The following is a 20,872-nucleotide window of genomic DNA, read 5'->3' on the forward strand; positions in this document are numbered from 1 at the left end:
GACGACGTTGGCCCTCTGCGAAATTTCGTGCAGATTACATGATGGGGCGCTTCTCAAAAAGCGGATGAACCATTCCAACATGCGGACACCGTCGACGACGGTGGAGTGGGTCGCTGTCGGAGGATCGGCGCCCGGGAGACGCGGAGAGCAGGCGTCGTTGCCTGCGGTGTCTACGGCTCATGCCCGGTGGCGGAGAAAACGAAACCGCCGGGTAATGGCTACTTATGTGCAGCCCTGCATAGAGACTCATTTTACGGTGCGCGGTGCGGTCGCGCCCAGGGGCGCGGGCCAAGACGTACGTCACACGCGTGGCATACGCGTAACGGGCCGATTGCGTGAACCGGCCCCGTTACGCGTACGAAGCAGGCGGGGTCAGCCGCCGGCCGCCACGCCGAACAGGGCGCCCAGGCCGTACGTGATCGCGGCGGCCGCGCCGCCCAACGCCAGCTGGCGCAGTCCGCTGAACCACCAGCTGCGGGCGGTCACCCGGGCCACCACCGCGCCGCAGCCGAACAGTCCGGCGAGGGCCAGCAGCACGGCCGGCCACAGCGCTTCCGCGCCCAGCAGGAACGGCAGCACGGGCAGCAGGGCGCCCAGCGCGAAGGCGCCGAACGAGGAGAAGGCGGCCACCAGGGGTGACGGCAGGTCGCCCGGGTCGATGCCCAGCTCCTCGCGGGCGTGTATTTCGAGGGCCTGCTCCGGGTCGCGCGAGAGCTGGCGGGCGACCTCGCGGGCGAGCCCGGACTCGACGCCCCGGGACTCGTAGAGCGCGGCGAGCTCCCGCTCCTCGTCCACGGGGTGCTTGTGCAGCTCGCGCCGCTCGACGTCCAGCTCGGCCTCGACCAGCTCGCGCTGCGACGCGACGGAGGTGTACTCACCGGCCGCCATGGAGAAGGCACCGGCGGCCAGTCCGGCGAGGCCGGTGATCACGATGGTGCGGTGCGAGACGTCGCCGCCGGCGACGCCGGTCATCAGGGCCAGGTTGGAGACGAGGCCGTCCATCGCACCGAAGACCGCGGGACGCAGCCAGCCGCCGTTGACGTCACGGTGGGTGTGGTTGTCCCGGTGCGCCTCGTGCAGTACGGCGTCGGTCTCGATGATGGCCACGACTTATCCCTCTCCCCTGATCCGGGTGTTCCGGAGACGGACCTCCTGCCCGCCCGCCCCCGCTCGACACCATCGAAAATACGCACGAAAAATCGCTCCTGCCAGCAAGGCAGGCCGTACTTACCACCCTGCGTAACCGGATAGGTACGGCTTCCCTTGCTGTCCGGAAGGTTTCATCCGAGTGGCCCTTTTGTGTGGATAACCGGCCTTCGTCGCGGCTTCGCGTGGAACGGATCCCACAGGCACGAGTACTGGCTCGGTACGAGCGAAGGGTCGACGCGATGGAGACGGTCGCAGGAAATCCGACGGCGCCGCGGGCGGGCGGCACAGAGGCGGCACGGCGGCCTCCGGACGAACCGGCCCCGGGCGGGTCCCGCGACCGGGCCAGGGGCGCGCTGCTCGGCCTCGCGGTCGGCGACGCGCTCGGCGCCCCGGCGGAGAACATGCGGCCCTCGGAGATCCGGCGCCGCTGGGGCCGGATCGAGGGCTTCGTCAGCGACGACCCGGCGGGCACCGACGACACGGAGTACGCGATCTTCTCCGGGCTGCTGCTGGCCCGGCACGGCTCGGAGCTCACCGTCACCGATGTCGAGCGGGCCTGGCGGCTGTGGATCGCCGACCTGGACGAGGGGCCGTTCCGGGGCGCCGGTTTCAGCGAGCGCGGCACGCTGGAGAACCTGCGCCGGGGTCTGGCCGCGCCGATCTCCGCCCAGCACCGGCACGCCTGGAGCGACGGCCTGGCGATGCGGGCCGCGCCCTTCGGCGTCTTCGCGGCCGGCCGCCCCGGCGAGGCGGCCCGGCTGGTCGCGGTCGACGGCCGGGTCAGCCATGAGGGCGAGGGCATCTACGGCGGCCAGGCGGTGGCCGCCGGGGTGGCCGCCGCGATGACCGGCGCCTCGGTCACCTCGGTGATCGCCGCCGCGCTCTCGGTCGTCCCCATGGACTCCTGGACGGCCCGCTCCCTGCGCCGCGCGGTGACGGCGGCGCAGCGCCCGTACCCCGACCGCCTCACCGGCGAACGCGCGGTCCGCTCGGCCGTGGTGGTCGGCGGCTACCCCTGGACGGACCTGGCCCCGGAGGCGGTCGGCCTCGCCTTCGGCGCGTTCGCGTCGGCGCGCGGCGACTTCCGTACGGCGGTGCTGATGGCGGTCAACATGGGCCGCGACGCCGACACGACGGCCGCGGTGGCGGGCGCCCTCTCCGGCGCCCTGCACGGCGCGTCGGCGATCCCGCGCCTCTGGTCGGAGGCGATCGGCCCGGTACGCGGCAGCTGCCTGCCGTCGATGCGGGGGTACCACGTACTCGACGTGGCGGACCTGCTGGTGGCGGGGGCCGCCGGGGCGGTGGCGGACGAACCGCCGCACCCCGCCCCGGGGGCCCAGGCAGCACCCCCCGGCGGCCCGCCGGGCCTTACTCCAGCCGAAGGCGCGGCGGCGCTCCCCGCCGGGGAGTCGCGGCAGAGCCTCGGCACCAGCGTGGCGGACCGGTGAACGGGACCCGGCGCGCCCGCGTCGAAGGACTGCTCGTCGGGCTGGCCGCAGGTGACGCCGCCGGATGGCCCGCCGCCCGGCATCGGGCGGCCCGGATGCCGGAGTGGACCCGGCGCCTGACCCGGGAGCTGGACACCTTCGCCGAGCAGAACGCGACGACCACGCTCCCCGTACCCATCGCGCTCAACCAGCCCCCCGAGCCGCTGCGGCTCGGTCCGTCCGACGACGCCGAGTGGGCGGCGTTCGCGGCGGGGACCGTGCTGGCAGCGGCCGTCGCGGGCTCCGGGCCCGGACACCCGCGGGTCGGCCCGGACGGCGTCGACGGACGGGTGCGCGCCGCCGTCGCCGGGGCCTGGAACTCCCTCGCCGCCGAGGTCGCCGCCGCCGCGGCCCGCGCGACCGAGGTGGAGGCGGCCGTGCTGCCCCTGCGCGCCCGGATCTCGGTGCGGGCCGGGCTCGGGAACCTCGCGGCCGGGCTGCGGCCGCCCGCCACCGGGCACGACAACCCGCACTACTTCGACGACGCGGCGTGCGTACGGGCGGCCGTGCTCGCGGTCGTCCACCCGGGCGACCCGCACGCGGCGGCGGAACTCGCCGAGTTCGACGCGCGCTTCACGCAGGACGGCGACGGGGTGCACGGGGCGCGGGCGATGGCCGCCGCGAGCGCCGAGGCGCTGGGCGGGGCCGACGTGGACACCGCCGTGACCGCCGCGCTGGCCCAGCTCCCCGACGGCACCGAGATCGCCCGCAACGCGGCCCACGCGGTCCGGATCGCCCGGGAGTTCGCCGGGGAGCGGGCCGGGGCGTTCGCGCTCGTCCCGGTCCTGGAGCACCAGATCGTGGACCACGTCTACAGCTACGGGATCGCCGCCGCCGAAACCGTACCGGTCGCCCTGGCCCTCGCCACCGCGTCGAGGGGCGACATCGCGCAGGCCGTGCCCGCGGCGGCCTGCCTGTCCCGGGTCGCGGACTCCGCGCCCGCCCTGGCCGGGGCGCTGACCGGGGCGCTGGGGACCATCGGCTCCGTGCCCGACGGCTGGCGCGAGACCTGCCGGATCCTCGCCGGCTGCGCGCTGCCCCGATTCGCCGGCACGGATCTGCTGGAACTCGCCGGGCTGCTGGCAGACACGGAACCGGCCCCCCTGGGTGGACAATTCGGACATGACATCCACCGTGCCCCTGGCGCCCACGACGTCCCCCTCCCCCACGACAGCCACGACAGCCCCGACGCCCACGCTCGATGACCGGATCGCCGGCGCCCTCGTCGGGGCCGCCGTCGGCGACGCGCTGGGCGGCCCGGTCGAGGGCCGCTCACCGGAGCAGATCACGGCCCGGCACGGCGGCAGGATCACCGGGATCGTCGGCCCCTGGGACGGCGACGACTGGCGGACCGCCCGCCCGATCGCCCCGTACCACAAGGGCGATGGGCACGTCACCGACGACACCTTGATGACGCACGCGCTGGTCCGGGTGTACGGGAAGGTGCGCGGCCACCTCGACGCGTACGCGGTCGCCGACCACCTCGTACCGGAGATGATCGGCGAACCGCGCTGGATTCCCGAGCTGGAGGCCGAGGCGCTGCCGCTCCAGCGCGTCTTCCTCGCGGAGAAGTGGATCGTCGCCCGGCTGCACTACGGGCACGTCGACCCGCGCGAGGCGGGCTCCGGAAACATCGTCAACTGCGGGGCGGCGATGTACATGGCCCCGGTCGGTCTGGTGAACGCCGCCCATCCGCAGGCGGCGTACGCCGAGGCGATCGACGTCGCGGGCGCCCATCAGTCGAGTTACGGCAGGGAGGCGGCGGGCGTCTTCGCGGCCGGGGTCGCCGCCGCCTGCGCGCCCGGGGCGACGCCCGCCACGGTGGTGGAGGCGTGCCTGGCCCTCGCCAAGGACGGCACCCGCGCCGCGATCGAGGCCGTCTGCGAGGCGGCCTCCCGCCACCGGGACGTCGAGTCGGCGCTCGTCCCGCTGCGCGCGGCCGTCGCCCCCTTCGACACCGTCGGCCCCGACTACCGCGCACCCTCGCTCGGCGCCCGCCGCCCGTCCCGGCTGCACGCGATCGAGGAGCTGCCGGCCGCCCTCGGGATGCTGCTCGCCGCCGACGGGGACTACCGGCAGGCGGTCCTCGGCTCGGTCAACTACGGCCGCGACTGCGACTCGATCGCCACCATGAGCGGCGCGCTCGCGGGCGCCCTGCACGGCGAAGGCGCCGTCCCCGCCGACTGGGCGGCCACGGTCGCCGAGGCCAGCCGCCTCGATCTGCGCGCCCCGGCCCGGACCCTGGCCGAGGTGGCCCGCGAGGTGTTCGCCCGGGACACCGCCGGCCGCCGGGCCCACGAGGCCGCCTTCGCCGCGCTGGCGGGCACCCCGTGACCACGGCGGTGCGGGTGACCTGGGTGCAGCCGGAGGACCTGGTGGGCCACGAGCTGCGGCAGGCCGCCGAGGACGGCCGCGACGCACGCGACATCGCCCGCCGGTGGTACGAGGCCGGCGGCTCCCCCGCCCCGGAGCGCGCCGGAGCCTCATCCCCCGGCGCCCCGCCCGGGCTGCGCGCGGTCGCCGAGCGGCTCCTGGACGAACTCGCCCTGCTGGAGTCCCCGCTGGCCGGTGACGAGCCGGACGGCCTGGACGCGATCCGGGCCGCCTGCCCGCAGTGGCCGCACGACCGGCGCGTGCGAGCGGCCGGCCGGGAGCGGCTGCACGCCGCCTGGCTGGGCCGCGCCGCCGGCTGCCTGCTGGGCAAACCGGTCGAGAAGCTGCCGCTGGAAGGCATCCGCGCCCTGGCCCGGGCCACCGGCAACTGGCCGCTGAACACCTGGTTCACCGCCCGGGGCCTGCCCGCCCCGCTGGCCGCCACCTATCCGTGGAACCGGCGCTCCGCGCCCACCTCGCTCGCCGAGAACATCGACGGGATGCCCGAGGACGACGACCTCAACCACCCCCTGCTCGCCCTGCTGCTGATCCGGCGTCACGGCACTTCCTTCACCACGGCGGACCTGGCCAGGCTGTGGCTGGACGAGCTTCCGGCCGGGCGTACGTTCACCGCCGAGCGGGTGGCTTACCGCAATCTGCTCGACGGCATCGAGCCCCCGGACACCGCCCGGCACCGCAACCCGTTCCGCGAGTGGATCGGCGCCCAGATCCGGGCCGATGTGCACGGCTGGACCCGGCCCGGCGACCCGGCGGGCGCCGCCGGACAGGCGTACCGCGACGCGGTCCTCACCCACACCGGGAACGGGGTCTACGGCGCCATGTTCACGGCGGCGGCGCTGGCCGAGGCGGCCGCCGGCGAGACCGATGTGCACGGCTGCCTGGCCACCGGCCTGCGCGTGGTGCCGCCGCGTTCGCGGTTCGCGGCGGCGGTACGGGACGGCATCGCGGCCGCCCGCGAGGAGCGGGACTTCGATACGGTCGTGGACCGGCTGCACGCGGCGTACGGCAGGTATCACTGGGTGCATGTGCTGCCCAACGCGGCCCTGCTGGCCGCCGCCCTCACCCACGCCGACGGCGACTTCACCGGTTCGATCTGCAAGGCGGTGTCCGGCGGCTGGGACACCGACTCCAACGGCGCGACCGCCGGTTCGCTCGCCGGACTGCTCGCCGGGCGGCCGGACGCACTGCCCGACCGGTGGACCACCCCGCTGAAGAACCGGCTCGCCACGTCCGTCCCCGGCTTCGACGGGACCGGCTTCGACACCCTGGCCGCCCTGACCCACCGGCTCACCCACGAGGAGGCACTCCGCCCATGACCAGCATCGCGGTGCTCGGCAGCACCAATATGGATCTTGTGGCCTACGTCGACCGCGCCCCGGAACGCGGCCAGACCGTCACCGGACGGGAGTTCCGCACCATCCCCGGCGGCAAGGGCGCCAACCAGGCCGTCGCCGCCGCCCGCGCGGGCGGGGACGTGCTGATGATCGGCGCGGTCGGCGACGACGAGTACGGCGTACGGATGCGGGAGAACCTGGAGCACTCCGGCGTCGACACCGACCTGCTGCACACCGCCGAGGGCCCCAGCGGCACCGCGCACATCGTGGTCGACGCCAAGGGCTCCAACGCGATCGTGGTCATCCCCGGCGCCAACGGCACCATGACCGCGCTCGGCCCGGGCGAGGTGGCCGCCATCGCCGAGGCGGATCTGCTGCTGCTCCAGCTGGAGCTGCCGATGTCCGCCGTCATCGAGGGCGCCCGAGCCGGTCACGCCCAGGGGGTACGGACCGTGCTCACCCCCTCCCCCGTACAGGAGCTGCCCTCCGAACTCCTGGACCACGTCGACCTGCTGATCCCCAATGAGCACGAGGCGGCGGAGCTGTCCGGCTACGACGACCCGCACGCGGCGGCGGAGATCCTGCTCGGCCAGGTCCCGGCGGTGCTCATCACGCTCGGCTCGAAGGGCAGCCTGTACGCGGCCCGGGGCAGCCGCACCATCCACTTCCCGGCCCCGGACGTCACCGCCGTCGACACCACCGGCGCCGGGGACACCTTCGTCGGCACCCTGGCCGTGGCGATCGGCGAGGGGCGGCCGATCCCGCAGGCCGTCGCCTGGGCCTCGGCCGCCGCCGCGCTCTGCGTACAGAAGCCGGGCGCCTCGGTCTCCATGCCGTACCGCAGCGAAATCGACGGCGCGTGAACGCCCCCGCGGCGCCGCCGCTCACCGGACTGCGGGTCGTCGATCTCGCCACGCTCTTCGCGGGCCCGCTCTGCGCGACGATGCTGGGCGACTTCGGCGCCGAGGTGATCAAGGTCGAACATCCGGTGCGCCCCGACCCCTCCCGGGGCCACGGGCCCGCGAAGGACGGCGTGGGCCTGTGGTGGAAGCTCCTCGGCCGCAACAAGCGCAATCTGACGCTGGACCTCTCCGCCCCGGAGGGCCGCGATCTGCTGCTGCGGCTCGCCGCCGACACCGACGTGATCATCGAGAACTTCCGCCCCGGCACGCTGGAGCGGTGGGGCCTCGGGCCCGATGAGCTGCACGCGGTCAACCCCCGGCTCGTGCTGGTGCGCGTCACGGGCTTCGGCCAGTTCGGCCCGTACTCCCACCGGCCCGGCTTCGGTACGCTCGCCGAGGCGATGAGCGGCTTCGCGGCGATCACCGGGGAGCCGGACGGGCCGCCGACCCTGCCGCCGTTCGGCCTGGCCGACTCGATCGCCGCGCTCGCCACGGCGTACGCGGTGATGGCCGCCCTCGCCGGGCGCGACCGGACCGGCGAGGGGCAGGTGGTCGACATGGCGATCATCGAGCCGATCCTGACCGTGCTCGGCCCGCAGCCGCTCTGGTACGACCAGCTCGGGTACGTACAGCCGCGCACCGGGAACCGGTCGCGCAACAACGCCCCGCGCAACACCTACCGCACCTCGGACGGGCAGTGGGTGGCCGTCTCCACCTCCGCGCAGTCCGTCGCGGAACGGGTGATGCGGCTGGTCGGGCGGGCGGAGCTGATCGAGGAACCGTGGTTCGCCTCCGGCGCCACCCGCGCCGAGCACAGCGACGAGCTGGACGAGGCCGTGGGCCACTGGATCGCCCGGCACAGCCGGGAGGAGGCCCTGTCCGCGTTCGAGAAGGCGGAGGCCGCCATCGCCCCCATCCACGACGTACGGGACGTGATGGAGGACCCGCAGTACCGGGCGCTGGACTCGGTCACCGAGGTGGACGACCCGGAGCTGGGCCCGCTGCGGATGCAGAACGTCCTCTTCCGGCTCTCCCGGACCCCGGGCGCGATCCGCTGGACGGGCCGCCCGCACGGGGCCGACACCGAGGAGATCCTGACCGAGCTGGGGCTGAGCGGGCCCGAGATCTCGGCGCTGCGGGCGGAGCGGGTGCTGTGAGCGCGGCGGCGCCCCTGACCCTGCTGTACGTGCCCGGTGACCGGCCGGACGTCGTGCGCAAGGCGGCCGCCTCGGGGGCGGACGTGGTGATCGTGGACCTGGAGGACGCGGTCGCCCCCGACCGCAAGGAGTACGCGCGTGCCGCGACGGTGGAGCTGCTGTCGGACCCGCCGGCCGGCACGGGGCCGCCCGTGCACGTCCGGGTCAACGACGAGGCGGACGTGCTGGCGCTCGCCGGGCTGCCGGGGCTCGGCGGGCTGCGGCTGCCGAAGATCACCCATGCCGCGTCGGTCCACCACATCGCGGCGCGGGCCCCCGGGGTGGCCCTGTGCCCGCTCCTGGAGTCGGCCCTCGGCATCGAGCACGCGTACTCGGTGGCCTCCGCCCACCCCCAGGTCCACGCCATCGCCCTGGGTGAGGCGGACCTCCGCGCGGATCTGGGCGTACGGGAGGACGCGGGGCTCGACTGGTCGCGCAGCCGGGTGGTGGTCGCCGCCCGGGCGGCGGGCCTGGCGCCGCCCACGCAGTCGGTGTTCGCGGACGTCCGGGACCTGAACGGCCTCTGGACCTCCTGCGCCCACGGCCGGGCCCTGGGCTTCCTGGGCCGGGCGGCGATCCACCCCCGCCAGCTCCCGGTGATCGAGCGCGCGTACCGCCCGACGCCGCAGGAGGTCGAAGCGGCCTGGGAAATCGTGGAGGCGGCCCGCGACCAGGCAGGCGCCCAGGCCCTCCCGGACGGCCGCTTCGTGGACGCGGCGGTGGTTGCGCAAGCGCGGCGGACGCTGGCGCTGGCCCAACGGAAGCGGTGACCTGGCGCTCCACCTGACCGCGTTGTCCTCAATCGCCGGACGGGCTGGATTTCCGCCGCACCGCCACATCAAGCCCGTCCGGCGATTGAGGACACCCCACGACGGCGAAGGGGCCGCCGAATACCTCGGCGGCCCCTCACTCTGTTTGCGCGCGGCGTCAGCCCTTCGCGGCCTCGGCCGTACCGTCCGCCTTCGGCGAATCCGCGTCCGCGTCCGCCTCCGCGGCCTCCGGCTCGTCCGCCTCATCCGAGGCGTCGTCCTTCGAGTCGTCCGAGGACTCCGGCGCCTCCGGCGCCCCGGGCTCGACAATCTCCTCGCGGCCCGGCCGTACCTTCGCCGAGATCACGATGTACGTCACCGCGAGCACGAACACGATCAGCGCGGTCCACACGTTGAGCCGCAGGCCCAGGATGTGGTGGGCCTCGTCCACGCGCATGTACTCGATCCACGCGCGCCCCGCGCAGTACGCCGCGACGTACAGCGCGAACGCCCGCCCGTGGCCGAGCTTGAAGCGGCGGTCGGCCCAGACCACCAGGAGGGCCACGCCGACGCACCACAGCGACTCGTACAGGAAGGTCGGGTGGTAGGTGCCGGCGAGCCGGTTCGGGCCGTCGCTGATCTTCAGCGCCCACGGGACGTCGGTCGCCTTGCCGTACAGCTCCTGGTTGAACCAGTTGCCCCAGCGGCCGCACGCCTGGGCGAGGGCGATGCCGGGGGCGAGGGCGTCGGCCCAGGCGGGCAGCGGGATCCCGCGGCGGCGGCAGCCGATCCAGGCACCGACCGCGCCCAGCGCGATCGCACCCCAGATGCCGAGGCCGCCCTGCCAGATCTTGAAGGCGTCGACCCAGTCCTCACCGTCGCTGAAGTACAGCTGGTAGTCGGTGATGACGTGGTAGAGCCGGCCGCCGACAAGCCCGAAGGGCACGGCCCAGACGGCGATGTCGGCAACGGTGCCGGCGGTGCCTCCTCGGGCGACCCAGCGCTTGTTGCCGAACCAGACGGCGACGAAGACACCGATGATGATGCAGAACGCGTAGCCGCGGAGCGGGATCGGTCCGAGATCGATCACGCCGGTCGACGGGCTGGGAATGTAGGCAAGGTTCATGGCAGCGTCGACGCTACCCTGCCGGGCGGGAGGTAGGACAACCCGCCCGGCAACGTCTGGGTAACGAGCGGGCCATCGATCGCCCGACCGGCCCTGCTCCAGGCCTTACGGCGTCGGCGTCGCGGTGCCCGGCTTCTTGCCCTTGTTGGCCTCGGCGACCCACTTCTTCAGATTGGCCACGGTGATCGGCTCGTCGCCCTTCTTCGGGAAGATCGACTCGCCGTTGAGCAGGGCCGTCGGCGTGCCCTGGAAGCCGCCGTCGCTGAAGGCCTTGTTGGACTTCTCCACCCACGCGTCGTGCTTGCCGTCCTCGACACAGCCGCGGAAGTCGGGCGTGTCCAGGCCGGGGACCTTCTTGGCGAGGTCGATCAGCTTGTCGTTGTCCCCGAAGGCGTCGTCGGTCTCCGCCGGCTGGTTGCTGTACAGCACGTCGTGGTACGCGGGGAACTTGCCGGCGTCCTGCGCGCAGGCGGCCGCGTTGGCCGCCTTGAGGGAGCCGCTGCCGCCCATGTTGCCGTCGATGATCGTGGCGAGGTGGTAGTCGACCTTGATCTGGCCGTCGCGCTCCATCTCGTGGACCGTGTCGCGGAACGCGGTCTCGAACTGGGCGCAGACCGGGCAGCGGAAGTCCTCCCAGATGGTGAGGGTGGACGGGGCGTCGTCCGCGCCGACCCGGATGGCCAGGGCGTCCTTTCCGGTCGCTCCGGACGGGGCGACGGCGGGTCCGGACGCCTTGGACTTGTCGCTCTTGCCGTCGGTGTTCGCCGCGATCACGCCGACGACGGCGGCCAGGCCCAGGACCCCCACCACGGCCGTGGACACGATCAGCGTGCGGCGCCGGCGGTCGCGCGCCTTCGCCTGCTCGCGCTGCTGGATCAGCCGGTCTCGCGCGGCCCTCTTACCCTGTTCGTTCTTCTCGCTCACACCGCGCAAACGACCCGGGGAGGCACTCGCGTGCCTCCCCGGACCGAGGTCCACCCGTTCGGGTTACCCCAGGTGTCAGCGCTTTCGAACACCTTCGGCAAGCTCGGCCGCCAGTGAACGGACGCTCGCGAGCCCGGCCGCCTCATCGGGGGCGTCCAGCATGCACTTGACGAAGGCCGTGCCGACGATGACGCCGTCGGCGAAGCCGGCGACCTCCGCGGCCTGCGCGGCGTCGGACACCCCGAGGCCGACGCAGACCGGCAGCTCGGTGGTGGCCCGGGTCCGCAGGACCAGGTCCTGGGCCTGCGCGCCGACCGAGGCGCGGGTGCCGGTGACGCCCATCAGGGACGCGGCGTAGACGAAGCCGGAGCCCGCGTCGGTGATGGTGGCGATCCGCTCGTCCTTGCTGCTGGGCGCGACGACGAAGACGGTGGCCAGGCCGTGCCGCTCCGCGTGCTCGCGCCACAGCGCGGACTCCTGGACCGGCAGGTCGGGCAGGATGCACCCGGCGCCGCCCGCCTCGGCCAGCTCGGCCGTGAACCGCTCGACGCCGTACCGGTCGATCGGGTTCCAGTACGTCATGATCAGGATCGGCGCCCCGGTGGCCTCGTGGGCCTCGCGCACCGTGCGCATCACGTCGGCGATCCGCACGCCGCCGCGCAGCGCGATGTCGTCGGCGGTCTGGATGACCGGGCCGTCGAGGACCGGGTCGCTGTGCGGCAGCCCCACCTCGATGACGTCGGCGCCGCCCGCCACGGCGGCCTTGACGGCCTCGATGCCGCCGTCGACGGTCGGGAAGCCGGCCGGCAGGTACGCGATGAGCGCCGCCCGGTCCTCGGCCCGCGCGGCGGCGAGCGTGCTGTTCAGCAGTTCGATGTTGCCGCTCACTGCGCGTCCCCCTCGATCTCCGCGTTCCGGCTGCCGGCGTCGGCCTCGACGGCCGCGTCGGTGTCGTACAGCCCGAAGTAGCGGGCCGCCGTGTCCATGTCCTTGTCGCCGCGCCCGGAGAGGTTGATCAGGATCAGCCCGTCCTTGCCCAGCTCCTTGCCGACCTCCAGCGCCCCGGCCAGCGCGTGCGCGCTCTCGATGGCCGGGATGATGCCCTCGGTCCGGGAGAGCAGGCGCAGCGCCTGCATCGCCGCGTCATCGGTGACGGCGCGGTACTCGCCCCGGCCCACGTCCTTGAGGTAGGCGTGCTCGGGGCCGATGCCCGGGTAGTCCAGACCGGCCGAGATGGAGTACGGCTCGGTGATCTGGCCCTCGTCGTCCTGGAGGACGTAGCTGCGCGAGCCGTGCAGGATGCCGGGCTCGCCCGCGGTCAGGGTCGCCGCGTGCTCGCCGGTCTCCACGCCGTGTCCGGCGGGCTCGCAGCCGATGAGCCGGACCTCCGCGTCGGGCACGAAGGCGTGGAAGAGGCCGATGGCGTTGGAGCCGCCCCCGACGCAGGCCACGGCGGCGTCCGGCAGCCGGCCGGTCCGCTCCAGGATCTGCCGTCTGGCCTCCACGCCGATGACGCGGTGGAAGTCGCGGACCATCGCCGGGAAGGGGTGCGGGCCCGCCACCGTACCGAAGAGGTAGTGGGTGCGGTCCACGTTGGCGACCCAGTCGCGGAACGCCTCGTTGATGGCGTCCTTGAGGGTGCGGGAGCCGGATTTCACGGCGATGACCTCGGCGCCGAGCATCCGCATGCGCGCCACGTTCAGCGCCTGGCGCTGGGTGTCGATCTCGCCCATGTAGATGGTGCAGTCGAGGCCGAAGAGGGCGCAGGCGGTCGCGGTGGCGACGCCGTGCTGACCGGCGCCGGTCTCGGCGATCACACGGGTCTTGCCCATGCGCCGGGTCAGCAGGGCCTGCCCCAGCACGTTGTTGATCTTGTGCGATCCGGTGTGGTTGAGGTCCTCGCGCTTGAGGAAGACGCGGGCGCCGCCGGCGTGCTCGGCGAAGCGGGAGACCTCGGTGAGGGCGCTGGGCCGGCCGGTGTAGTGGACCATCAGCTCGCCGAGCTCGGCGGCGAACGCGGGGTCGGCCTTGGCCTTCTCGTACTCGACGGCGACCTCGTCCACGGCGGCGACCAGCGCCTCCGGGATGAACTTGCCGCCGTACGCGCCGAAGTAGCCCTCGGCGCTGGGGATCAGACCCTCCGGGTCCGGGATGAAGAAGTCGGAAGACATGCGGAACGTGCTCCTCGTCGTCACAGGGGTGGTGGTCGCACCGTCTGCGCCGTGAGCGGAGCGCCGCCCCGGTCCGGGACCGGGGCGGTTTCGGGCACGCGGGACCGCGGCCGGGCTCGCTCTACAGCGCGCGCGTCCTGCGCCATCGCATGCCGTTGACCTGACCGGGCTCGGCGCCGATCACGTACCGCACCCGCCGGCCGTGCACCCGGCGCGCGGGCGCCCGGCAGCCGCGGTGCCACGAGGGCAGCGCGCAGCGCATCGGCTCGGGGTGCGGGAGGGACACGGCCGGATCAGCCCCGTCCGTGGCGCAGGGCGGGGTGGGCGCCGGCGGCGACGAGGTCGGCGACGGCGGTCCGCGGGTCCCGGCCGGTGACCAGGGACTCGCCGACCAGCACGGCGTCCGCGCCGGCGTTGGCGTAGGCGATCAGGTCGTGCGGGCCGCGGACGCCGGACTCGGCGACCTTGACGATGTGGTCCGGGATCTCGGGGGCGACGCGCTCGAAGGTGGAGCGGTCGACCTTGAGGTCCTTGAGGTTGCGCGCGTTGACGCCGATGATCCGGGCGCCGGCCTCGACGGCGCGCTCGGCCTCCTCCTCGTCGTGCGCCTCGACCAGCGGCGTGAGGCCGATGGACTCGGCGCGCTCGATGAGGGACACCAGCGCCTCCTGTTCGAGGGCGGCGACGATCAGCAGCACGAGGTCGGCGCCGTAGGCACGCGCCTCCCACAGCTGGTACGAGGTGACGATGAAGTCCTTGCGGAGGACCGGGATGTCGACCTTGGCGCGGACGGCCTCCAGGTCGGCCAGCGAGCCGCCGAAGCGGCGCTCCTCGGTGAGGACCGAGATGACGGAGGCCCCGCCCGCCTCGTAGTCCGCGGCGAGCGCGGCCGGGTCGGCGATGGCGGCCAGCGCGCCCTTGGAGGGGCTGGAGCGCTTGACCTCGCAGATGACGGTCACGCCCTCGCCGCGCAGCGCGGCGACGCCGTCCTTGGCCTGGGGGGCACGGGCGGCGCGTTCCTTGAGCTCGTCGAGGCTGACGCGCGCCTGCCGCTCCGCGAGGTCGGCGCGAACGCCGTCGATGATCTCGTCGAGCACACTCACGCGAGCGGCCCCCTTCCGGAACGGTGACAAAAAAACGTAACAGGCCACAGGATCAGCCACTCCGATGTTATCCGCAGGAGGGCGCTGGGCCCGCATCCGGCCTGCGGCTGTCCCACTGGCTGGGACTTCACGGGGCGAGCGCGGAGCCGAAGGGAAGGTTCCGGATGACGGTGAAGAGCAGCAGTACGGCGCCGATCGCCCACCAGTGCACCGGTCCCAGCCCGATCCGCAGGGGCTTTCCGCGGGCCTCGCGGATCAGCCATACGGCCCACAGCACGGCGAAGATCCCGTAGCCGACGACGGCGAGCGCGTTGGCGCCGAAGGCGGCGGCCAGGTCGCCGTGCGCGAAGTCGTGGGCGCTGCGGAGGCCGCCGCAGCCGGGGCAGTAGATGCCGGTGAACCGCAGCAGCGGGCAGACGGGGTAGTGGCCGGGCTCGTTCGGGTCGACGGTGGCGACGTATCCGAAGGCGCCGACGACGGCGGCGAGCACGCCCACCGGGACGGCGATCCGCCGCAGCCGGGAGGCGCCCGCGGGGGCCGTCGGGAAGAGGGGGGCCCGCACGGGTGCGAAGGGCGGCGGGGCCGGGGCGGGGTCCGACGGGGCGGCGGAGGGGGTTGGCGTTGCGTCCACCCGGTGATTGTCGCCGCTGACGCGGAAAGGCGCAGCCCGGTCCGGGCCGCGCCTTTCCGGCGTACGTGGTGCGGGGGTCAGGAGGTCTGCGCCTGGCCGGCGCGCGCGCGGGCGGCGGCCAGCTCGGCCGGCTCCTTCGGCATGCCGAGGCCCGCGGCCTTCATCGCGAGGCCGACGACACCACCGAGCAGGATGACGCCCATGCCGGCCCAGAAGCCGAGCGGGTTGGCCGCGACCATGAAGACGCCCGCGACGCAGAAGCCGATGAAGGCGATGATGACACCGGTCCAGGCGGCCGGGGTGTGTCCGTGGCTGCTGCCCGCCATGAGTTGCTCCTCGTTGGTGTTGCGCTGTTGGAATCGCTCGGGTCGCTGTGCCCACGGCCCGTGCCGCTGTGCCAGCTCACCGTCATTGTCCCGTACGTGCGGGTAGGACGTGAGCTGGGGGGTCATGCCTCGCGCGTCGGGTCCTCGCCGCGGTCCAGGGCCTTCCACAGATCCTCGGGCCGGTCGGGGTCGAGCGGGCGCGGGGCCTTGCGGGGGCGGGGGGTGCCGTCGCGCTCGTAGCGCCCGGACATCGTGGGCCACCGGCTGCCGTAGCGCAGGGCGAGCAGCCCGGCGAGCAGGATCAGCAGGCCGCCCACCGCCGTGACGTACGGCCAGGCGGTGTGGCTGAGGGCCGTGATGGAGGCGGCGGCGTCGCCGCTGGTCCGCGCGGCCTTCTCGTCCAGCGCCCCGCTGTCGGACGCGCCGAGGAAGGCGCTGAGCGCGGCGCCGAGTCCGCTGAGCGCGAGGAGTCCGGCGACCACGCGCCGGCCGGCACCGCGTACGGCGAAGACGGCGACGAGGGCGGCCAGGCCGACGATCGCGAGGGCGGCGGGGAGTCCGGTGACGTCCTGCCCGTCGGCGCTCAGCGGGAGGCTGCCGCCGCCGACGGGGGCCTTGCCCTCGGCCCAGGTCTGCCCGGAGGCGAGCAGGACGACGGTCGCGCCGGCCGCCCCGAGGAGCAGGCCGGCCGCCAGGGTGCGGCGGCTCCCCGCACTGTCGGGCGCGGCGGCGGCTTCGGTACGGGGCTGGGGTACGGGGACGGCACTCACGTACTCCACTATCCCTCACCGGCCGGGAACGCCCCACCGCGCCCCTGGCCGGGACGCGGGGAGGTGAGGCTCAGGCGCCGCCGAGGCGGTTGGCGGTGTGGACGGCGCGGAGGACGGCCGCCGCCTTGTTGCGGCACTCGGTGTCCTCGGCGACCGGGTCGGAGTCGGCGACGACACCCGCGCCCGCCTGGACGTACGCGGTGCCGTCGCGGAGCAGGGCGGTGCGGATGGCGATGGCGGTGTCGGAGTCCCCGGCGAAGTCGAGGTAGCCGACGCAGCCCCCGTACAGGCCCCGGCGGGTGGGTTCCAGCTCCTCGATGATCTGGAGGGCGCGGGGCTTGGGGGCGCCGGAGAGGGTGCCGGCGGGGAAGCAGGCGGTCAGCACGTCGAAGGCGGTGCGGCCCTCGGCGACCTTGCCGGTGACGGTGGAGACGATGTGCATCACGTGCGAGTAGCGCTCGATGGACATGAAGTCGACCACCTCGACGCTGCCCGGTTCGCAGACCCGGCCCAGGTCGTTGCGGCCGAGGTCGACCAGCATCAGGTGCTCGGCGCGCTCCTTGGGGTCGGCGAGGAGTTCGTCGGCGAGGGCCTGGTCCTCCTGCGGGGTGGCGCCGCGGTGCCGGGTCCCGGCGATGGGGTGGACCATGGCCCGGCCGTCCTCGACCTTCACCAGGGCCTCGGGGCTGGACCCGGCGACGTCGAAGCCGTCGAACCGGAAGAGGTACATGTACGGCGAGGGGTTGGTGGCGCGCAGCACCCGGTAGACGTCGAGGGCGCTCGCGGTGCACGGGGTCTCGAAGCGCTGGGAGGGCACCACCTGGAAGGCTTCGCCGGCCCGGATGCGCTCCTTCACGTCCTCGACGGCGTCCTGGTAGGCCTGGCCGCCCCAGAGCGCGGTGTACGGGGGCAGCTCGGACGGGGGCAGGGCGGCGGGGGTGTTCTCGACGGGGCGGCGCAGGTCGCGCTCCATCGCGTCGAGCCGGGCGACGGCGTCGGTGTACGCCTCGTCCACGCCGGTGGCCAGGTCGTTGTGGTTGATGGCGTTGGCGATGAGCAGGACGCTGCCGGCCCAGTGGTCGAGGACCGCCAGGTCGGAGGTGAGCAGCATGGTGAGCTCGGGCAGCTTCAGGTCGTCGCCGCCGCTCTCGCCGATCTTCTCCAGGCGGCGCACGATGTCGTAGCCGAGGTAGCCGACCATGCCGCCGGTGAAGGGCGGGAGGCCGGATTCCCGGTCGTGCGGGGTGTGCAGGGCCTCGATGGTGGCGCGCAGGGCGTGCAGCGGGTCGCCGTCGACGGGGACGCCGACCGGCGGGGTGCCGAGCCAGTGGGCCTCGCCGTCGCGGGTGGTCAGCGTGGCGGCGCTGCGTACGCCGATGAAGGAGTAGCGCGACCAGGTGCGGCCGTTCTCGGCGGACTCCAGGAGGAAGGTGCCGGTGCGCTCGCCCGCGAGCTTGCGGTAGAGCCCGACGGGGGTGTCGCCGTCCGCGAGGAGGCGGCGGGTGACGGGGATGACGCGCCGGTCGACGGCCAGCTTGCGGAAGGTGTCGAGGTCCATGGCCGCAGACCCTACTGTCCGAGGAAGAGAACGTCGGCGTCGAAGCAGGTGCGGTCGCCGGTGTGGCAGGCGGCGCCGGTCTGGTCGACCTTGACGAGGACGGTGTCCGCGTCGCAGTCCAGGGCGACGGACTTGACCAGCTGGATGTGGCCCGAGGTGTCGCCCTTGACCCAGTACTCCTGGCGGCTGCGGGACCAGTAGGTGCAGCGGCCGGTGGTGAGGGTGCGGTGCAGCGCCTCGTCGTCCATCCAGCCGAGCATCAGTACCTCGCCGGTGTCGTACTGCTGGGCGACGGCCGGGACCAGTCCGTCGGCGCCACGCTTGAGGCGGGCGGCGACGGCGGGGTCGAGGGCGCTGGCGGTCCGGGGGGTGCCGGGCGGGGGCGTGCTGCTCATGGGCCCCATTGTGCCGTGGCCGCGCGGGGTGTCCGGGCGGGCGTCCACTGGGCGGACGGGGGACGGCGGTCGTACGCTGGCGGGCATGTCGACCCATGCGAAGCGCGAACGTCTTCTGCTCGCCGACCTGTTGGAGGCGGCGGGTCCGCAGGCCCCGACCCTGTGCCACGGCTGGACGGCCCGTGATCTCGCGGCCCATGTGGTGGTGCGGGAGCGGCGGCCCGACGCGGCGGCCGGGATCGTCATCGGGCCCCTGAAGAGCCGCCGGGACCGGGTCATGGCCGAGTTCACCGAGAAGCCGTACGAGGAGCTGATCCAGCTCATCCGGACCGGCCCGCCCCGGATGTCCCCGTTCGGCCTGAAGCAGCTGGACGAGGCGGCGAACACGGTGGAGTTCTACATCCATACGGAGGACGTGCGCCGGGCCCAGCCGGACTGGACGCCCCGTGAGCTGGACCCGGTCTTCGCGGACGTGCTGTGGGCGCGTACAGAGAAGGCGGCGCGGATGCTGGGCCGGAAGGCGCCGGTGGGCCTGGTGCTGCGCCGCCCGGACGGGCAGACCGCGGTCGCGCACCGGGGGACGCCGGTGGTGACGGTGACCGGTGAGCCGGGCGAGCTGCTGCTGTTCGCGTTCGGGCGGCAGGACGCGGCGCGGGTGGAGCTGGAGGGCGAGCCGGAGGCGATCGGCCGGGTGTCGCAGGCGAAGCTCGGGATGTAGCCCGTACGCGTAACGGCTCGGGCGCCCCGGTCAGCGCGGGAGTTCCGCCCGGCGGAGCGGGGCGAGGACGAGGCCGGTGCACGCGCCGGCGACGCACAGGGCGGCGCTGGCGACGAAGACCGGGCCGGTGCCCCAGAGGGCGACGGCGGCTCCGGTGACGGGGTAGCTGAGCGGCGCGAGGGCGTGGGTGAAGAGCGTGGAGACCGAGGTGACGCGGCCCAGGTAGGCCGGGTCGGTGACGGTCTGCATGAGCGCGCCGCACAGCGAGCCGCCGAGACCGGCGAAGAGCCCGACGAGGACCGCGACGGCCGCGGCGAGCGCCACGGAGGGCACGTACGCGAGGGCCGCGATGGCGAATGACCCGACCAGGACGGTCAGGCACATGACCAGTCCGGCCCTGGGCACCCGGCCGCGTACGGCGAGGAGGAGGGCGGAGGCGCCCGCGCCGACGCCGAAGCCGGCGACGACCCAGCCCATGCCGGAGGCGCCCCAGCCGCGTTCGTCGCTGAGCAGGATGAGGCCGAGGTTGAGAGGGCCGACGAAGCCGAGTTCGCTGACGGCGACGACGAGCATCAGGGGCCCGAGGAGCGGGTGGCGGCGGATGTGGCGCAGCCCGTCGGTCAGTTCGCGCCAGGCGGTGCCGGTGGGGGCGGTCGCTTCCGGTGCGGGCAGGGGGGCCATCCGTACGGCCAGCAGGAGCGGGAGCGACACCGCGAAGAGGATGCCGGCCGCGGCGAAGGCGAGGACCGGGCCGCCGAGGGCGACGGCGACGCCGCCGAGCGGGGCGCCGACGACGTTGGCGGTACGGGTGGCGAGGCCGCGCATGCCCTGGACGCGGGCGAGCTGGGACGCGGCGGTGATCCGGGGCGGCAGGGCGCCCACGGCGGGCAGGAAGAGGGCGTCGACGGCGCCGAAGACGAGCGCGACGGCGATCAGCATCCACACCGTGGGCGAGGTGAGCAGCAGGGCCCCGGCGAGGCCGAGGATCACCAGGCAGCGGGCGGTGTCACTGCCGACGACCACGCGGCGCGGTCCGAACCGGTCGGCGAGGACTCCCCCGCCGAGCAGGAGCGCCGCCCGGGGTATGGAGCCCGCGGCGAGCACGAGACCGGTCTGCGAGGCGTTGCCGGTGCGGGCGGCGGCCCAGGCGAGGGCCATGTAGTACACGCTGTCGCCGATCATGGACGCGGTGTACGCGCCGAGCCAGCGCAGGACGTTGCCGTCGCGGTGGGCCGGGCGGGCGGCGGCCTCGGCGGGGGCGGGCAGGGTGGCGGTCACGGTCTCGTCCTCTCGGGGGGGCCGGGTCAGGTGCGGAACGGGAAGCCGTACAGGTGGAACGCGACGTTCTCGCGGTTCTCGGTGTCGCCGGCCTCCTCGCGGGCGCGGGCTTCCCGGTCGTAGCGCTTGATGAGGTCGTTCATCTCGGAGGCCAGCGCGGAGAGCTCCTCGGCGGTCAGCCGTGCGAGGTATTCGGAGCTGAAGGAGGCGCGGCGCCACTCGGCGGGCCAGGCGCGGTTCGCGTCGAGGTGGCGGCGGTACATCTCGACGTGCTGGTCGAAGGAGAGGCGGGTGACGGCGGAGTGCGTCGCGGCCTTCTCCGGCGCGTCGCTGAAGTCCTCGTCGTGGAAGGTCAGCCCCTCCGATGCGGGCTGCCACCAGCGCTCGCGGCCGTCCCTGCCCTGCCGGTCGGCCTCCTCGATCAGCCCGTGGTCGGCGAGCTTGCGCAGGTGGTAGCTGACGAGCGAGACCGCCTCGTCCACCTGCTCGGCGAGCTGGGACGCGGTGGCCTGCCGGGCGATGTAGAGGGCCCGGTAGAGCTTCATCCGCAGGGGGTGCCCGAACGCCTTGAGGGTGCCCAGGTCGGAGACCCGGCGTGATTCTTCGCGTGCCATGCCCCGAGCGTAGATAGGAAAGAAAACTTGCGCAATATTTATTGCGA

At 74.0% G+C, this 20,872-nt stretch carries 22 protein-coding genes; 8 read left to right on the forward strand and 14 right to left on the reverse strand.

Features of this window, described 5'->3' with window-relative positions; translation table 11 throughout:
• Nucleotides 1-372: 372 nt before the first annotated feature.
• The gene (locus tag ACIQZN_RS16830) at nucleotides 373-1,107 is read right to left on the reverse strand and encodes a VIT1/CCC1 transporter family protein (RefSeq protein WP_403993633.1); all 735 of its coding nucleotides are present in this window, start codon (nucleotides 1,105-1,107) and stop codon (nucleotides 373-375) included.
• A 281-nt stretch (nucleotides 1,108-1,388) separates the two neighbouring features.
• On the opposite strand from ACIQZN_RS16830, the gene ACIQZN_RS16835 reads away from it, so the two are divergent.
• Genes ACIQZN_RS16835 through ACIQZN_RS16865 form a run of 7 tightly spaced genes read left to right on the forward strand, consistent with a single transcriptional unit; the run spans nucleotide 1,389 to nucleotide 9,232 of the window.
• Nucleotides 1,389-2,597: an ADP-ribosylglycohydrolase family protein gene (locus tag ACIQZN_RS16835; RefSeq protein WP_403993636.1), complete on the forward strand. Its 1,209-nt coding sequence runs from the start codon at nucleotides 1,389-1,391 to the stop codon at nucleotides 2,595-2,597.
• The gene (locus tag ACIQZN_RS16840; protein WP_403993639.1) at nucleotides 2,594-3,841 is read left to right on the forward strand and encodes an ADP-ribosylglycohydrolase family protein; all 1,248 of its coding nucleotides are present in this window, start codon (nucleotides 2,594-2,596) and stop codon (nucleotides 3,839-3,841) included. Before ACIQZN_RS16835 ends, ACIQZN_RS16840 begins: the two co-directional genes overlap by 4 nt.
• Complete coding sequence (locus tag ACIQZN_RS16845) at nucleotides 3,759-4,970, forward strand: ADP-ribosylglycohydrolase family protein (RefSeq protein WP_403993642.1); 1,212 nt, start codon at nucleotides 3,759-3,761, stop codon at nucleotides 4,968-4,970. The genes ACIQZN_RS16840 and ACIQZN_RS16845 overlap by 83 nt, the downstream gene beginning before the upstream one ends.
• Nucleotides 4,967-6,346: an ADP-ribosylglycohydrolase family protein gene (locus tag ACIQZN_RS16850; protein ID WP_403993645.1), complete on the forward strand. Its 1,380-nt coding sequence runs from the start codon at nucleotides 4,967-4,969 to the stop codon at nucleotides 6,344-6,346. The genes ACIQZN_RS16845 and ACIQZN_RS16850 overlap by 4 nt, the downstream gene beginning before the upstream one ends.
• Complete coding sequence (gene rbsK, locus ACIQZN_RS16855; RefSeq protein ID WP_403993648.1) at nucleotides 6,343-7,227, forward strand: ribokinase; 885 nt, start codon at nucleotides 6,343-6,345, stop codon at nucleotides 7,225-7,227. Before ACIQZN_RS16850 ends, rbsK begins: the two co-directional genes overlap by 4 nt.
• Entirely contained in the window at nucleotides 7,224-8,423 is a 1,200-nt protein-coding gene (locus tag ACIQZN_RS16860) for a CaiB/BaiF CoA transferase family protein (RefSeq protein ID WP_403993651.1), read from the forward strand. The genes rbsK and ACIQZN_RS16860 overlap by 4 nt, the downstream gene beginning before the upstream one ends.
• Nucleotides 8,420-9,232 carry an HpcH/HpaI aldolase/citrate lyase family protein gene (locus ACIQZN_RS16865; RefSeq protein WP_403993654.1) on the forward strand — a complete coding sequence of 271 codons (813 nt, stop codon included), beginning with the start codon at nucleotides 8,420-8,422 and terminating at the stop codon, nucleotides 9,230-9,232. Before ACIQZN_RS16860 ends, ACIQZN_RS16865 begins: the two co-directional genes overlap by 4 nt.
• A 157-nt stretch (nucleotides 9,233-9,389) precedes the next feature.
• Here the strand turns inward: ACIQZN_RS16865 and lgt are convergent, their stop codons facing one another.
• From lgt to hisI, 11 genes are all read right to left on the reverse strand, one after another.
• On the reverse strand, nucleotides 9,390-10,337 hold the full coding sequence (gene lgt / locus ACIQZN_RS16870; RefSeq protein WP_403993657.1) for a prolipoprotein diacylglyceryl transferase: 948 nt from the start codon (nucleotides 10,335-10,337) through the stop codon (nucleotides 9,390-9,392).
• A gap of 105 nt (nucleotides 10,338-10,442) precedes the next feature.
• A complete protein-coding gene (locus tag ACIQZN_RS16875) occupies nucleotides 10,443-11,261 on the reverse strand; it encodes a thioredoxin domain-containing protein (RefSeq protein WP_403993660.1) in 819 nt (272 codons plus the stop codon).
• Nucleotides 11,262-11,336: 75 nt separating this feature from the next.
• Entirely contained in the window at nucleotides 11,337-12,149 is an 813-nt protein-coding gene (gene trpA / locus ACIQZN_RS16880; protein ID WP_403993663.1) for a tryptophan synthase subunit alpha, read from the reverse strand.
• Complete coding sequence (trpB, locus tag ACIQZN_RS16885; RefSeq protein WP_403993666.1) at nucleotides 12,146-13,432, reverse strand: tryptophan synthase subunit beta; 1,287 nt, start codon at nucleotides 13,430-13,432, stop codon at nucleotides 12,146-12,148. Before trpB ends, trpA begins: the two co-directional genes overlap by 4 nt.
• Nucleotides 13,433-13,553: 121 nt before the next feature.
• Nucleotides 13,554-13,718, reverse strand: a complete 165-nt coding sequence (gene trpM, locus ACIQZN_RS16890; RefSeq protein WP_403993669.1) for a tryptophan biosynthesis modulator TrpM — start codon at nucleotides 13,716-13,718, stop codon at nucleotides 13,554-13,556.
• 7 nt (nucleotides 13,719-13,725) lie between these two features.
• Nucleotides 13,726-14,535, reverse strand: coding sequence for an indole-3-glycerol phosphate synthase TrpC (trpC, locus tag ACIQZN_RS16895; RefSeq protein ID WP_403993672.1), 810 nt, complete (start codon nucleotides 14,533-14,535; stop codon nucleotides 13,726-13,728).
• A gap of 127 nt (nucleotides 14,536-14,662) precedes the next feature.
• Nucleotides 14,663-15,097: a DUF2752 domain-containing protein gene (locus ACIQZN_RS16900; RefSeq protein WP_403993746.1), complete on the reverse strand. Its 435-nt coding sequence runs from the start codon at nucleotides 15,095-15,097 to the stop codon at nucleotides 14,663-14,665.
• A 146-nt stretch (nucleotides 15,098-15,243) separates the two neighbouring features.
• Complete coding sequence (locus tag ACIQZN_RS16905; protein ID WP_403993675.1) at nucleotides 15,244-15,492, reverse strand: HGxxPAAW family protein; 249 nt, start codon at nucleotides 15,490-15,492, stop codon at nucleotides 15,244-15,246.
• Nucleotides 15,493-15,614: 122 nt separating this feature from the next.
• On the reverse strand, nucleotides 15,615-16,271 hold the full coding sequence (locus tag ACIQZN_RS16910) for a TIGR02234 family membrane protein (protein WP_403993678.1): 657 nt from the start codon (nucleotides 16,269-16,271) through the stop codon (nucleotides 15,615-15,617).
• A 61-nt stretch (nucleotides 16,272-16,332) separates the two neighbouring features.
• Complete coding sequence (locus ACIQZN_RS16915; RefSeq protein ID WP_403993681.1) at nucleotides 16,333-17,820, reverse strand: anthranilate synthase component I; 1,488 nt, start codon at nucleotides 17,818-17,820, stop codon at nucleotides 16,333-16,335.
• Between the two features lie 11 nt (nucleotides 17,821-17,831).
• Entirely contained in the window at nucleotides 17,832-18,215 is a 384-nt protein-coding gene (gene hisI, locus ACIQZN_RS16920) for a phosphoribosyl-AMP cyclohydrolase (protein WP_403993683.1), read from the reverse strand.
• Nucleotides 18,216-18,300: 85 nt separating this feature from the next.
• Here hisI and ACIQZN_RS16925 point away from each other — a divergent pair, with 85 nt between their 5' ends.
• Nucleotides 18,301-18,933 (forward strand): TIGR03085 family metal-binding protein, encoded by a 633-nt coding sequence (locus ACIQZN_RS16925; protein ID WP_403993686.1) that lies wholly within the window; start codon nucleotides 18,301-18,303, stop codon nucleotides 18,931-18,933.
• Between the two features lie 30 nt (nucleotides 18,934-18,963).
• On the opposite strand, the gene ACIQZN_RS16930 is transcribed toward ACIQZN_RS16925, so the two are convergent.
• Together ACIQZN_RS16930 and ACIQZN_RS16935 are read right to left on the reverse strand one after the other, a co-directional pair.
• Nucleotides 18,964-20,211 (reverse strand): MFS transporter, encoded by a 1,248-nt coding sequence (locus ACIQZN_RS16930; RefSeq protein WP_403993690.1) that lies wholly within the window; start codon nucleotides 20,209-20,211, stop codon nucleotides 18,964-18,966.
• Between the two features lie 26 nt (nucleotides 20,212-20,237).
• Nucleotides 20,238-20,825 (reverse strand): ArsR/SmtB family transcription factor, encoded by a 588-nt coding sequence (locus ACIQZN_RS16935; RefSeq protein WP_403993693.1) that lies wholly within the window; start codon nucleotides 20,823-20,825, stop codon nucleotides 20,238-20,240.
• Nucleotides 20,826-20,872: the final 47 nt, after the last annotated feature.

This window comes from Streptomyces sp. NPDC097595, from assembly GCF_044761525.1.
In the GTDB taxonomy this organism is placed as follows: domain Bacteria; phylum Actinomycetota; class Actinomycetes; order Streptomycetales; family Streptomycetaceae; genus Streptomyces; species Streptomyces drozdowiczii_A.

What these genes read in the sequence shown, in the direction of transcription:
- ACIQZN_RS16925 (WP_403993686.1), top strand. Translation starts at nt 18,301, where the DNA reads ATGTCGACCCATGCGAAGCGCGAACGTCTTCTGCTCGCCGACCTGTTG.
- lgt (WP_403993657.1), bottom strand. Translation starts at nt 10,337, where the DNA reads ATGAACCTTGCCTACATTCCCAGCCCGTCGACCGGCGTGATCGATCTC.
- rbsK (WP_403993648.1), top strand. Translation starts at nt 6,343, where the DNA reads ATGACCAGCATCGCGGTGCTCGGCAGCACCAATATGGATCTTGTGGCC.
- ACIQZN_RS16905 (WP_403993675.1), bottom strand. Translation starts at nt 15,492, where the DNA reads ATGGCGGGCAGCAGCCACGGACACACCCCGGCCGCCTGGACCGGTGTC.
- trpB (WP_403993666.1), bottom strand. Translation starts at nt 13,432, where the DNA reads ATGTCTTCCGACTTCTTCATCCCGGACCCGGAGGGTCTGATCCCCAGC.
- ACIQZN_RS16845 (WP_403993642.1), top strand. Translation starts at nt 3,759, where the DNA reads ATGACATCCACCGTGCCCCTGGCGCCCACGACGTCCCCCTCCCCCACG.
- ACIQZN_RS16915 (WP_403993681.1), bottom strand. Translation starts at nt 17,820, where the DNA reads ATGGACCTCGACACCTTCCGCAAGCTGGCCGTCGACCGGCGCGTCATC.
- hisI (WP_403993683.1), bottom strand. Translation starts at nt 18,215, where the DNA reads ATGAGCAGCACGCCCCCGCCCGGCACCCCCCGGACCGCCAGCGCCCTC.
- ACIQZN_RS16935 (WP_403993693.1), bottom strand. Translation starts at nt 20,825, where the DNA reads ATGGCACGCGAAGAATCACGCCGGGTCTCCGACCTGGGCACCCTCAAG.
- ACIQZN_RS16835 (WP_403993636.1), top strand. Translation starts at nt 1,389, where the DNA reads ATGGAGACGGTCGCAGGAAATCCGACGGCGCCGCGGGCGGGCGGCACA.